Here is a 12,343-nt window from a genome sequence, read left to right as displayed (position 1 = left end):
GCCGGGGCGTTCCTCTCGCCCCGCGCCCATGGCAGTTCCGTTTTATTCAGAATAGAAATACCCACGATGCAAGATATCGACAGCAACAACGACACCCTTTCCCCGGACAACGACGCCATTCACGATGCTCGCCTGTGGCGCGACGAAGGCTGGACAGCGCGCGTGATCAAGAACGAAGACGACGATGGCTGGGCGGTCGAGATGAGCCGCGACGGCGAACGCGAACCGGCATTGATCGGCCCCTGGACCATGGGACGGGACAAGAAAAATCCCAAGCCCCTGGACAAATCCGCCTTCAACACCCTGGTCAAGACCGCGTCGGAATTCATCCGTCGCAGCGAACAGCAACTGCATGCGCAATTGCACAAGCATGTCACCATCGACACCGCCGAAGGCCGCATCAAGGTCACGCTGGACATCGTTCCGGACGATGACTTCCCCTATGCCGACCTGACCGCATGGGACGAGATGGGCGACATGCTGGCCAAAGTGCAAGTGGCGCCCAACTACCAACTGAACGCCGACAGCGCGCAACGTTGGGTGGCCAGCGGCTATCGCAGGCCGGGCTGAACATGCGCGCGTGCATCGCGTTCGATGCACGGCGGGCCACGATGGACAACCAGGCCGGCGCCGCGAGGTGGCCGGCTTTCTTTACGCCGCCGTTGGCGATGCAGAGGGCATCCATTTCAGCGTCAACGCCCACCACAGCAGCGCCGCCAGGCTGATCGCCGCCCCCAGCCAGCACACTCCCGCCCAGCCGGCGCTGGCATACACGTGCGTGCCCGCCAGCGCACCGCCGCCGCTGCCCACTGCGTAGAACATCATGTAGCAGCCGATCAGGCGGCTGTGCGCCTGTGCATGGGCGCGCAGGATCAGGCTTTGGTTGGTGACGTGGATCATCTGCGCGCCAATGTCCAGCACCAGGATGCCCCCTATCAATGCCCACAGGCTGGCCCCGGTGAAGGCAAGCGGCAGCCACGACAGCACCAGCAGCAGCAGGGCCGCGCCGCTCGCGCGCTGGGCCAGGCCGCGGTCGGCCCAGCGGCCGGCGCGCGATCCGCCCAGCACCCCGATCGCGCCGACCAGACCGAACGCGCCGATGGCGCCGTGGGACATGGAATGCGGCGGCGCCGAGAGCGGCAGCACCAGTGCGCTCCAGAACACATTGAGGACGGCGAACATCAGCAGCGCCAGCACACCGCGCACCTGCAAGGCGCGGTCATGGCGCAGCAGCGCAGCCATCGAAGCCAGCAGCCGCAGGTAGCCGCCGACCGCCGCCGGCGCGGGCGACGGCGGCAAGGTGCGCGCCAGGACCACGCCCAGCAGCGCGATCAGCGCCGCCGAGCAAAGATAGACCAGGCGCCAGCCGCCCAGGTCGGCCAGGGCGCCCGACACCACGCGCGCCAGCAACAGCCCGATCACCACGCCCGACTGCACCGTGCCCAGCACGCTGCCGCGCTGCGACGGCGCCGACAACGCCGCGGCGTAGGCGATCAGTCCCTGCGTCATGGCCGTGCCGAGCAGGCCGGCCGCCAGCATCCCCGCCAACAGCGTCCACACCGATGCGCTGGCCGCCAGGGCCAGCAGGAACAGGGCCAGCGCCGCCGCCTGCCACAGCATCAGCGCCCGGCGCGGCAGCAGGTCGCCCAACGGCACCAGCAGCAGCAACGCCAGTGTGGAACCCGCCTGGGTCGCCGTGACCACCACGCCGGCCGATGCGGTGGCGATGCCGAAATCGGCCGCCAGCGCATCCAGCAGCGGCTGGGCGTAGTAGACGTTGGCCACGCTGATGCCGGCGGCCACCGCGAACAGCAGCACCATGGCGCGCTCCAGCGCCGGCGCACGGCAGGGATCGGTGGAAATGGCGGTCGGGGCGGTCGGGGCTGGCGCGGCGGATGGCATGGCTTTCCTTTCTTGGGGAACTCATCAGGTTGCAATTCAAAACCAGTTGCAGTGTAAGTCGATATGGTTTCAAAATGCAACCCGACTGCCGCAAGGGTTTTGGCGCGCGGTTTGATACTATGCAACTGAACGCAACTTTCCAGACCGCCATGCCGACCAGCAAGAAACCCGCCGCCGACCACCCCGGTTATGCCCAACAATGCCCGGTGGGACGTTCGCTGGACATCGTCGGCGACCGCTGGGCGCTGCTGATCGTGCGCGATGCCTTCGACGGCCTGCGCCGCTTCGGCGAGTTCCGCGACAACCTCGGCGTGGCGCGCAACATCCTGGCCGACCGCCTGAAGAAATTGACCGACGCCGGCATCCTCGACAGCGTGCCCGCCTCCGACGGCAGCGCCTACCTCGAATACGTGCTCACGAAAAAGGGCGAAGCGCTGCTGCCGGTGGTGATCGGCCTGCGCCAGTGGGGCGAGCAGCACCTGTTCGCTCCCGGCGAGGCGCACTCGAAGCTGGTGGAGAGCAAGACCGGCAAGACCTTGCCGCGCATGCAACCGATGGGCGGCGACGGCAAGCCGCTCACGGCAAGCCAGGTGGAAGTGAAGAAGGCGCCCGCCAAACGCGCGCCCGGTCGCCCCAAAAAAAGCGGGCAATAAAAAAGGGCCGGCGAACCGGCCCCGAAACGTTCCGGGCGATCAAACCCGAAACCCGTCAGACACCGATCGCTTGCACGAGCGGCGCTTCCAGAGAGGACTGTTGCGCGCGCGCCGGCGCCGATGCGCGCGGATGGCGCTCTTCGATCTCGAACACGCTGACCAGTTGCGCCAGCCCGGCGGCCTGGTCGCGCAGCGACTCGGCGGCGGCCGAGGCCTGCTCCACCAGCGCGGCGTTCTGCTGCGTCATGGCGTCGAGGTCGGACAAGGCCGCGTTGACCTGGCTGATGCCGCTGTTCTGTTCGGCCGCGGCGGCGGTGATCTCGCCGATCAGGTCGCTCACGCGATGCACGTCGCCGACGATCTCCTGCATGGCCGAGCCGGCCTGCTGCACCAGCTGGCCGCCGGCGTCGACCGTCTGCACCGAGGCGGCGATCAGCTCCTTGATCTCGCGCGCGGCCGTGGCGCTGCGCTGGGCCAGCGTGCGCACCTCGGTGGCCACCACCGCGAAGCCCCTGCCCTGCTCGCCGGCGCGCGCCGCTTCCACCGCGGCATTGAGCGCCAGGATATTGGTCTGGAAAGCGATGCCGTCGATCACGCCGGTGATCTCGCCGATCTTGCGCGAGGAGTCCGAGATCTGCTCCATGCGCTGCACCACCTCGCCCATCACCTGGCCGCCGCGGCTGGCCGACTGCGCGGCCTGCACCGCCAGCCGGCTGGCCTGGCGCGCGGTGTCGGCCGATTGCGCGATGGTGCCGGCGAACTCTTCCATGCTGGCCGCGGTGACCTGCAGGTTGCCCACGGTCTGCTCGGTGCGTTGCGCCAGCTCCTGGTTGCCGCTGGCGATCTCGGAGGTGGCGGTGGACACCGAACCCACGCCGCCGCGCACCTGCGACACCAGCGTGCGCAGTCCCTCGGACATGCGTTCCAGCGCCTGCTGCAACTGGCCGAATTCATCGCGACGGGCGACCTGTCCTTCATCGGGGCTGCGCAGCAGGTTGCCGTGCGCGATCTTCTCGGCCTGCTCCACCGCGCGCGCCAGCGGGCGCGTGATGGAACGCGCGATCAGGCGCGCGGTGGCAATGCCGAAGGCCAGCAGCAGCGCCGCGCCGATCAGGCCGGCGCTGGTCAGCCGCCGGTTCTGGGCGGCGACGTCGGCCACCACCTGGTCGCGCTGTTGTTCTTCCAGGCTGACGAACTTCTTGAGCGCGCCGAGATAGGCCGCGATAGCGGGCTTGAGCTCGCCGTCTATCATGGTCTGCACGCCGCCGATATCCCCCTTGTAAGACAGCTCGGTGGCGGCCCTGGAGATGCCGGCGAGCTTGTTGCGCGCCGCCTCGATGGCGGCCAGCGAGGCGCGGTCGCCGTCGCTCAGTTCATGCGCGGCGATCTCCTTCTCCAATTTGGCCATCTGCTCGCGGCCGGCCTGCACCTCCTGCTCGTAACGCATGGCGAGGTCGCCGTCGGAGGTGTTGAGCGCGCCCACCATGCGCTCGCTGGTCAGCTCGGCCGCGCCCAGCCAGCGCACGGCAGTGATGATGCGCTGGTCGTAATCGCGCACCGAATCCTGCGCCGCTTCCATCGAGCGCAGCGTGGTGTACTGGGTGGCCGCAGCCACCGACAGCATGGCCACCAGCAGGCCCGTGATGCAGGCCGACAGGCGCACCGATACGCGCACGTCATTCCATTTCATGCTTTTCCCCTTGTGCTTGCCGGCGCTTGCGGCGGCGTCAGTGATTGCGCAGTTCGGCCAGGAATTTGCGCGCCCGCTCGCTTTGCGGATGGCTGAAGAACTGCTCGGGCGTGCCGGTCTCGACCAGCTTGCCGTGGTCCATGAACCAGACGCGGTCGGCCACCTCGCGGGCGAAGTTCATCTCGTGGGTCACGCACATCATGGTCATGCCCTCGCGCGCCAGCTCCTTCATCACCTGCAGCACCTCGCCCACCATCTCGGGGTCGAGCGCCGAAGTCGGCTCGTCGAACAGCATGGCCGGCGGATCCATGGCCAGCGCGCGGGCGATCGCCACGCGCTGCTGCTGGCCGCCGGAGAGTTGGCCGGGAAAGGCCTCGGCCTTGGACGCCAGGCCGACCCGCTCGAGCAGCTCCAGCGCGCGCACGCGGGCGTCGCTGCGTTTTTTCCTGAGCACGTTGATCGGCGCCATCATGATGTTCTCCGCCACCGACAGGTGCGGGAACAGGTTGAAGCTCTGGAACACGAAACCGACGCGGCTGCGGAAATGGTTCAGGTCCAGCTTGGGCGCGTGGATGTCCTGGCCGTCGAAGACGATGCGGCCTTTCTGGATCTCTTCCAGGCGGTTGACGGTGCGGATCAGGGTCGACTTGCCCGAGCCGGACGGGCCGCAGATCACCACCACTTCGCCCTTGGCCACTTCGGCGCTGACCTCGGCCAGCGCGTGGTAGGCGCCGTACCACTTGTTGACGCCGTCGAAGGAAATCATGGCCGGATTGCCTGCGGTCTGGTTGTTGCTCGCCATATGCGTTGCTCCTCGTTTTGGTTCAGGCCGCGACCGCGGGCGCGGCCTGAGCCTGCGGCGCCGGGTTCACGGGGTTGGCCGCGCGCTTGGCGGCGATGCGTTTCTCCACGACGCGCGCCATGCGCGTGAGCATGAAGCACAGCACGAAATAGATCAGCGCCAGCATCACGAAGACCGGGAACGGCTTGGTCAGCAGCATGCTGTTGATCTGGTTGGCGGCGAAGGTCAGCTCGTTGACGCTGATCACGTAGCCCAGCGAGGTCTCCTTGATGTTGGAGACGAACTGGCTGATCATCGCCGGCAGCATGTTGTACAGCGCCTGCGGCAGCACCACCTTGAACATGGTCTGCAGGTAGCTCATGCCGAGCGCGCGCGAAGCTTCCACCTGGCCGCGCGGCAGGCCCTCGATGCCGGCGCGGATCACCTCGGCCAGGTAGGCCGCCTCGTAGATCACCAGCGTGATCAGCATGGTAGTGAAGCCCGACACCGTGCGCCCGATCAGCAGCGGCACGAAGAAGTAGACCCAGAAGATGAACATCACCAGCGGCACGCCGCGGGCGAGGTAGACGATGACGGTGGCCGGCACGCGCAGCACGCGCAAGGGCGAGACGCGCCCCAGCGCCAGCAGCACGCTGACCGGAAACGCGAGAATGAGGCCCAGCACGGAGAGGATCAGCGTGATCGCCAGCCCGCCCAGCGGGCCGTGCGGATACTGCCCGACCAGCAGCAGCACCCAGTTGTCGCGGATGATGTCGTAGATGTCGTTCATGGCGGCCCCTTCAGCGCGTCTTGATGCGGTAGCGGTTTTCCAGCGCCGCGCCGGCGGCCATGATCAAGAGCGAGATGCCGAGATAGATCATGGTGGACACGAGGTAGATTTCCACGGTGTGGAAGGACTGGCTTTCGATTTCACGCGTGGCGTAGGTCAGCTCGGCCACGCCGATCACCATCGCCAGGCTGGTGTTCTTGAACAGCAGCACGCTGTAGCTCACCAGCGTGGGCAGCGCCAGGCGCAGCGCCTGCGGCAGGATCACCAGGCGCGAGGCCTTGAGGTAGGACAGCCCCAACGCGCGCGCCGCCTCCATCTGCGAGCGCGGGATCGAGCGGATGCCGCCGCGCAGGCCCTCGGACATGTAGGCGCCCATGGCCAGGCCCACCGCGATGGTGGCGAACAGGAAATCGCTGCGATGCATGTTGAACCACAGCTGCACCGAGTCCGGCAGCAGGGTCGGCACGCCGAAGTACCAGAGGAAGATCTGCACCAGCATGGGCACGTTCTGGTGGTACTCGACATAGCCGGCGACGAAGCCGGTGGCCACGCGGTTGTTGCTCATGCGGATCACCGCCAGCACGATGCCCACCGCCATGGCCAGCAGCCACGAGTAGGCGGTCAGCTTGAGCATGGTGATCACGCCCTCGATGATCATGCGCGGGTAGTCCTCGCGCAGCAGCACCGAAAAATCCAGTTTCATGGAGGTCTCCTGCAATGCACGGCGCCGGTCCTCCCCGGGCCCGGCGCCGTCGCGACCGCCTTGCGCGGTCAGGTGATGCGGCTGGGCAGGCGCGCTGCGCCTGCCTCGATATCACGATGCCGGGGACTTAACCCTTGATCGGCTCGATCTTGAAATCGCGCTTGAGCTTGTACTGGGTGGATGCGCCGAACCACTTGTCGAAGATCTGCTGCGCTTCGCCCGACTTTTCCATGCCTTCCAGCGTGGCGTTGACCTGCTTGATCAGGCCGCCCTCTTCCTTGCGCATGCCCACGCCCCACAGCTCGTTGATCAGCGGCGGGTTGAGGATGTCGATCGGCGAGCTGCTCTCGACCTGGGCCTGGAACTTGGAGAGCATCAGCTCGGACACGGCGAAGCCTTCGACCTTGCCCTGCTGCATGGCCAGGAAGCCGGCCGGCGGATCCTGGAAGGTGGTCACGGAGGCGGTCGGGATGGCCTTGCGCACGGCCAGTTCCGAGGTCGAGCCCTTGGTCGCGGAGACGCGCTTGCCACCCAGGTCGGCCGGCGACTTGTAGCCGGAGGAGCGCTTCACGGCGACCTTCTGCGGGCTGGCGTAGTAGGCGTCGGAGTAGGCGATCTGCTCGGCGCGCTCGGCGGTCCAGCCGAGGTTGGCGATCACGATGTCGACGCGGTTCTGCTGCAGCTCGGGAATGCGGGCGGCCACCGAGATCATCTTCAGCTCCAGCTTCACGCCCAGGTTCTTGGCGATGGCCTTGCAGAAGTCGACGTCGTAGCCCTGGATCTCGCGGGTCTGCTGGTTGGGGAAGCTGAACGGCTCGGCGGTGCCTAGGGTGCCGCACACCAGGGTGCCCTTCTGCTTGATGTCGGCCAGCTGGTCGGCCGCGGCCGAGAAGCTGGCGGCCAGCAGCGCGGCTGCCAGAATGGTTTTCTTGAATTGCATCATGATCCCTCTCCTGAAAGAGGGGACGCCGGCTGGCGCCCCCGGTTTGATTGCGGCCTTTTTTGCGTGGCCGATCTATCGTTGCCGGCCTCCCGGGCCGGCATGTCCTGCTGCATGCCGCCTGCTGCCGGCCGGCCTTACTTCAGCGCCGCCACCGCCTCGGCGATGCGCGCGCAACCCTGTTCGATCTGCTCCATCGACGTGGCGAAGGAAATGCGCAGGTAACCGGGCTGCCCGTAGGAAGTGCCGTCGATGGTGGCCACGCCGGCCTGCTCCAGCAGGTACATCATCACGTCGACGTCGTTGTCCAGCGTCTTGCCCTGCGGCGTGGTGCGGCCCAGCAGGCCCTGCACGCTCGGGAAGATGTAGAAGGCGCCGTCCGGCGCCAGGCAGCGGATGCCGTCGATGGCGTTGACCAGCGCGACGATGCGCTCGCCGCGCTGGGCGAACAGCGCCGCGCCTTCGGCCACGCATTGCTGCGCACCGGACAGCGCCTCCACCGCGGCCGCCTGGCTGGCGCCGGAGGCACAGGTGGTGCTCTGCGTGATCAGCAGCGCGATGGCCTTCATCAGCGGCAGCGGACCGGCGCCGTAGCCGATGCGCCAGCCGGTCATGGCATAGGCCTTGGAGACGCCGTTGATGACCAGCGTGCGCTGGGCCAGCGCGGGCTCCACCTGCAGCGGCGACACATGCCTGGCGCCGCCGTAGACGAAGTGTTCGTAGATCTCGTCGGTCATCACCCACACGTGCGGATGGCGCATCAGCACCTCGCACAGGGCCTTCAGTTCACCGGCCGAATAGACGGCGCCGCTGGGATTGTTGGGAGTGTTGAGCACCAGCCAGCGGGTGCGCGGCGTGATGCTCTTTTCGAGCGCGGCGGCGGTCAGCTTGAAGCCCGAGCTCTCGTCGCAGCCGACGATCACGGGCTTGCCGCCGTTGATGGCCACCATGTCCGGATACGACACCCAGAACGGCGTCGGAATGATGACTTCGTCTCCTTCGTTCAGCGTTGCAGCGAAGGCATTGTAAATGATGTGCTTGGCGCCGATGCCCACCACGATCTGCTCGATGGCGTAGGAAAGCGAGTTCTCGCGCTCCAGCTTGGCGGCGATGGCGCGGCGCAGCGCCGGCGTGCCGGTAGCGGCGGTGTAGCGGGTCTGGCCGCCGTTGAGCGCGGCCACGCCGGCGGCCACGATGTGCGGCGGCGTGGCGAAGTCGGGCTCGCCGATGGTGAAGTCGACGATGTTGCGGCCTTCGGCGCGCAGGGCGTCGACGCGAGCCTTGGCGGCCATGCTGGGCGATGGCTTGACGCTGTCAAGCCGGTGGGCGAGTCGGGAATCCAATGCAAACTCCGGAAAGATGAAAAGGGAGACGGCGCTGCGGGCGCTGCGCTGATTACAGGCCGAACGGCGACAGCACGCGCGTGAGCCATTCCTGCTCGACGCGGCCGTTGGCGATCTCGGCCTTGATGGCGTCTTCGTAGGCCTGGGTCTTGCGCGCCGCGGCGATGAGCGCCTCGGCCTGCGCCTGCGGGAACGACACCAGGCCGTCCTCGTCGCCCACCACGATGTCGCCGGGATTGACCACCTGGCCGCCGATGGTGACCGGCACGTTGATGTGGCCCGGACCGTTCTTGTAGGGGCCGCGATGCGACACCGAACGCGCGTAGCAAGGGAAGTCGGCCTCGGCGAAGGCGGCGGTGTCGCGCACCGCGGCGTCCAGCACGAAGCCGGCGCAGCCGCGCTGCTGCGCGTACAGCATGATCAGTTCGCCGACCAGCGCGTTGCTGCCCTCGCCGCCGCCGTCGACCACCAGCACGTGGCCAGGCTGCATCATCATCAGCGCCTTGTAGATCAGCAGGTTGTCGCCGGGACGGGTCTTGACGGTGACGGCGGTGCCGACCAGCTTCTTGCTGCCGTGGATGCGGCGCAGGCCGCCCAGCCCGCACAGGCGCTGCAGGTTGTCCGAGAGGTGCGAGACCACGATGTCCTGCAGCGCGGCGATGGTGGCGGCCGGTGCGGGTGCGGTGACGGGATGGATCTGGAAAGGCGAAACGGGAACAGTGGCATTGGTCGCCATGTTGATCTCCTCGATGCGTTTGTTATTGGGTATGGCCGCATCATAGGAGTGATGAAATGTTAAAAAAAGCGATATTTAATTATCAATAAGCATCGCTTTTAAGAATGAATTATCGGATCGATATCGGCATGGCTTTGCCGCGCGCACGCGCTCCCGCCGCGCGGGACGGCGTTCCCGCGAGCTGCGCAAAAAGGGGTTGAGAGGGGAGGAACGGGAAGAAGATCCGGCCCCGGGACCGGGGCCGGAAACGCGCTTCAGCGGCGCCGGTGAAACGTGACCTTCTGCTCCAGCGGCGGCATGGCGTCGCCGCTGTCACCGCAACCGTCGCAGGCGCCGCCGCCGCAACCGCCGCCCGCGCGCGCGGGCAGCAGCCGGCGACCGAGCGCTTGCCAGCGTGGGGAGCGGCGGCGCAGCAGCCATGTCGCAAAGCGCGCCTGCCAGCGCCAGGCGGCGGCGGGCGCCAGCTTGCGCAACATGTAGAACAGACTGGCCGCGACCAGCGCGCCGACCACCGCGTATTGCCACCAGAGCGCGCTCATGCCAGCCACCCCGCGATGCGATAGGTCATGAAGGAAGCCGCGTAAGCCAGCACGAACATGTAGCCGAAGGACAGCGCCACCATGCGCCAGGACTGCGTCTCGCGGCGGATGATGGCCAGGGTCGACATGCACTGCGGCGCGAAGGCGAACCACACCATCAGCGACAGCGCGCTGGCCAGCGAGATATGCGTGGCCAGCGCCTGCTGCAGCGCCGCCCCCTCGTCGCCGCCCACCGCGTAGACCGTGGCCAGCGTGGCCACCGCGGTCTCGCGCGCGGCGAAGGCCGGGATCAGCGAGAGGCTGATCTGCCAGTTGAAGCCCAGCGGCGCGAACAGGTATTGCAGCGTGTGGCCGATGGTGCCGGCCAGCGAGTAGTCGATGGCCGCTTCGGTGGCGCCGGCCGGCGGCGCGGGGAAGGTGCAGATGGCCCACATCAGCACGGTCAGCGCCAGCATCACGCCGGTCAGGCGCTTGAGGAAGATGCTGCCGCGCTCCCACAGGCCGATGCCGACGTCGCGCCACTTGGGCAGGCGATAGGCGGGCAACTCCATGAGCAGCGCGCGTTCCTGCTGGCTGCGGCGGATGCGCTTGGCGATCCAGGCCACGAACATCGCCGCGGCGATGCCGGCCACGTACAGGCAGAACAGCGCCACGCCCTGCAGGTTGAAGATGCCCAGCACCTCGCGGTGCGGAATGAAGGCGCCGATCAGCAGCGCATACACCGGCAGGCGCGCCGAGCAGGTCATCAGCGGCGCGACCAGAATGGTGGCCAGGCGGTCGCGCGGATCGGTGATGCTGCGCGTGCCCATGATGCCGGGAATGGCGCAGGCGAAACTGGAGAGCAGCGGAATGAAGGAGCGCCCGGACAGGCCCACCGACACCATCAGCTTGTCCAGCAGGAAGGCCGCGCGCGGCAGGTAGCCGGACTCCTCCAGCACCAGGATGAAGAAGAACAGCACCAGGATCTGCGGCAGGAAGCCCAGCACCGTGCCCAGGCCCGACAGCAGCCCGTCCGACACCAGCCCGCGCAGCGGACCCTCGGGCAACCACTCGCCGGCCATGCCGGCCAGGGCGCCGAAGCCGTCGGCGATGGCGTCGGTCATCGGCTTGCCGATCGCGTACACCGCCTGGAACACCAGGAACATCACCAGCGCCAGCAGCGCCACGCCCAGCACCGGATGCAGCGCGACGCGATCGATCGCGTCGTCGCGGCGGTCGGTGGGCGCGGGCATCTGCACGGTGTCGGCCAGGATCGCGCGCACCTCGGCGTGCAGGTCGTCTGACGCGCGCGCGGCCGCAGCCGCAACAGTGGCCGGCGGCGCGGCCGAGTCGATCGCCGCCACCAGCGCCTGCGCGCCGCCGCGGCGGACGGCGACGGTCTCGATCACCGGCATGCCCAGGCGCTGCGCCAGCGCCGGCACATCGATGGTGATGTCGCGCCGCGCGGCCGCGTCCATCATGTTCAACGCCAGCACCATGGGACGGCCGATGCGGCGCACCTCCAGCACGAAGCGCAGGTGCAGCCGCAGGTTGGTGGCGTCGGCCACGCACACGATCAGGTCGGGCACGGCCTCGCCCGGATAGCGCCCCTCCAGCACCGCTTGCGTGACGCGCTCGTCGGGGCTGACCGACTGCAGGCTGTAAGCGCCCGGCAGGTCGACCACGCGAATGGCGCGTCCCGACGGCGCGGTGAAACTGCCGGATTTGCGCTCCACGGTGACGCCGGCGTAGTTGGCCACCTTCTGGCGCGCGCCGGTCAGCTGGTTGAACAGCGCCGTCTTGCCGCAGTTGGGATTGCCCACCAGGGCGATGTTGAGTGCGCCGCTCATTGGGCCTCCCCGGCGCGCAGGCGCACGCGGTCGGCTTCGGCGCGGCGCAAGGCGAAGCGCGTGGAGCCGATCTGCACCAGGATGGGATCGCCGCCCCAGGGCGCGGCGGCGACGATGCGCACCGGTTCGCCGTTGACGAATCCGAGGTCGCGCAGGCGGCCCGCGACCGCGTCAGCGGCATGGATGTCTGCAACGTGGTCGACGATGGCGGAAACGCCCCTGGCTAATTCGGTCAATCGCATGGCTTGGAAATAATGGGGAGGAGAATTGGGCAAGCAGAATCGATAAGCATTCTCATTATATAAGGCCGCCCGCCTGCGCGCCCCGTTCGCCGCCGCGCCCAGGCGCTTGTGCGGCAATATGACGCAGCATCCGCGGGGCGCCGCCGGGGCTTGCTCTACAATGCGCCATCGGCCGCGCCCCGGGGCGGCCCACCA

At 67.8% G+C, this 12,343-nt stretch carries 13 protein-coding genes; 2 read left to right on the top strand and 11 right to left on the bottom strand.

Annotated elements, in window-relative coordinates:
• Positions 1-66: 66 nt before the first annotated feature.
• Positions 67-570: a hypothetical protein gene (locus CEJ42_RS22515; RefSeq protein WP_088752620.1), complete on the top strand. Its 504-nt coding sequence runs from the start codon at positions 67-69 to the stop codon at positions 568-570.
• Positions 571-651: 81 nt separating this feature from the next.
• Here CEJ42_RS22515 and CEJ42_RS22510 read toward each other — a convergent pair whose 3' ends face one another.
• Entirely contained in the window at positions 652-1,902 is a 1,251-nt protein-coding gene (locus tag CEJ42_RS22510) for an MFS transporter (protein WP_088752619.1), read from the bottom strand.
• 149 nt (positions 1,903-2,051) lie between these two features.
• On the opposite strand from CEJ42_RS22510, the gene CEJ42_RS22505 reads away from it, so the two are divergent.
• Positions 2,052-2,555 (top strand): winged helix-turn-helix transcriptional regulator, encoded by a 504-nt coding sequence (locus CEJ42_RS22505; RefSeq protein ID WP_088752655.1) that lies wholly within the window; start codon positions 2,052-2,054, stop codon positions 2,553-2,555.
• 55 nt (positions 2,556-2,610) lie between these two features.
• On the opposite strand, the gene CEJ42_RS22500 is transcribed toward CEJ42_RS22505, so the two are convergent.
• The 10 genes from CEJ42_RS22500 to CEJ42_RS22455 all read right to left on the bottom strand — a co-directional run bounded on the left by CEJ42_RS22500 (position 2,611) and on the right by CEJ42_RS22455 (position 12,148).
• On the bottom strand, positions 2,611-4,245 hold the full coding sequence (locus CEJ42_RS22500; RefSeq protein WP_088752618.1) for a methyl-accepting chemotaxis protein: 1,635 nt from the start codon (positions 4,243-4,245) through the stop codon (positions 2,611-2,613).
• A gap of 37 nt (positions 4,246-4,282) precedes the next feature.
• Positions 4,283-5,011 carry an amino acid ABC transporter ATP-binding protein gene (locus CEJ42_RS22495; protein WP_079219244.1) on the bottom strand — a complete coding sequence of 243 codons (729 nt, stop codon included), beginning with the start codon at positions 5,009-5,011 and terminating at the stop codon, positions 4,283-4,285.
• Between the two features lie 58 nt (positions 5,012-5,069).
• A complete protein-coding gene (locus tag CEJ42_RS22490; RefSeq protein WP_088752617.1) occupies positions 5,070-5,816 on the bottom strand; it encodes an amino acid ABC transporter permease in 747 nt (248 codons plus the stop codon).
• 10 nt (positions 5,817-5,826) lie between these two features.
• Entirely contained in the window at positions 5,827-6,519 is a 693-nt protein-coding gene (locus CEJ42_RS22485) for an amino acid ABC transporter permease (protein WP_079217350.1), read from the bottom strand.
• A 127-nt stretch (positions 6,520-6,646) separates the two neighbouring features.
• On the bottom strand, positions 6,647-7,462 hold the full coding sequence (locus CEJ42_RS22480; RefSeq protein WP_079217351.1) for an ABC transporter substrate-binding protein: 816 nt from the start codon (positions 7,460-7,462) through the stop codon (positions 6,647-6,649).
• A 134-nt stretch (positions 7,463-7,596) separates the two neighbouring features.
• A complete protein-coding gene (locus CEJ42_RS22475; protein ID WP_088752616.1) occupies positions 7,597-8,751 on the bottom strand; it encodes an aminotransferase class I/II-fold pyridoxal phosphate-dependent enzyme in 1,155 nt (384 codons plus the stop codon).
• Between the two features lie 103 nt (positions 8,752-8,854).
• Positions 8,855-9,538: an RraA family protein gene (locus tag CEJ42_RS22470; RefSeq protein WP_079217353.1), complete on the bottom strand. Its 684-nt coding sequence runs from the start codon at positions 9,536-9,538 to the stop codon at positions 8,855-8,857.
• 254 nt (positions 9,539-9,792) lie between these two features.
• Entirely contained in the window at positions 9,793-10,077 is a 285-nt protein-coding gene (locus tag CEJ42_RS22465; RefSeq protein ID WP_088752615.1) for a DUF6587 family protein, read from the bottom strand.
• Positions 10,074-11,906 (bottom strand): ferrous iron transporter B, encoded by a 1,833-nt coding sequence (gene feoB, locus CEJ42_RS22460; protein WP_088752614.1) that lies wholly within the window; start codon positions 11,904-11,906, stop codon positions 10,074-10,076. The genes CEJ42_RS22465 and feoB overlap by 4 nt, the downstream gene beginning before the upstream one ends.
• On the bottom strand, positions 11,903-12,148 hold the full coding sequence (locus CEJ42_RS22455; RefSeq protein ID WP_079217356.1) for a FeoA family protein: 246 nt from the start codon (positions 12,146-12,148) through the stop codon (positions 11,903-11,905). Before CEJ42_RS22455 ends, feoB begins: the two co-directional genes overlap by 4 nt.
• Between the last annotated feature and the right edge of the window lie 195 nt (positions 12,149-12,343).

Source organism: Herbaspirillum robiniae, from assembly GCF_002213415.1.
In the GTDB taxonomy this organism is placed as follows: domain Bacteria; phylum Pseudomonadota; class Gammaproteobacteria; order Burkholderiales; family Burkholderiaceae_D; genus Herbaspirillum; species Herbaspirillum robiniae.
This window is presented reverse-complemented; position numbering and strand designations above follow the sequence as displayed.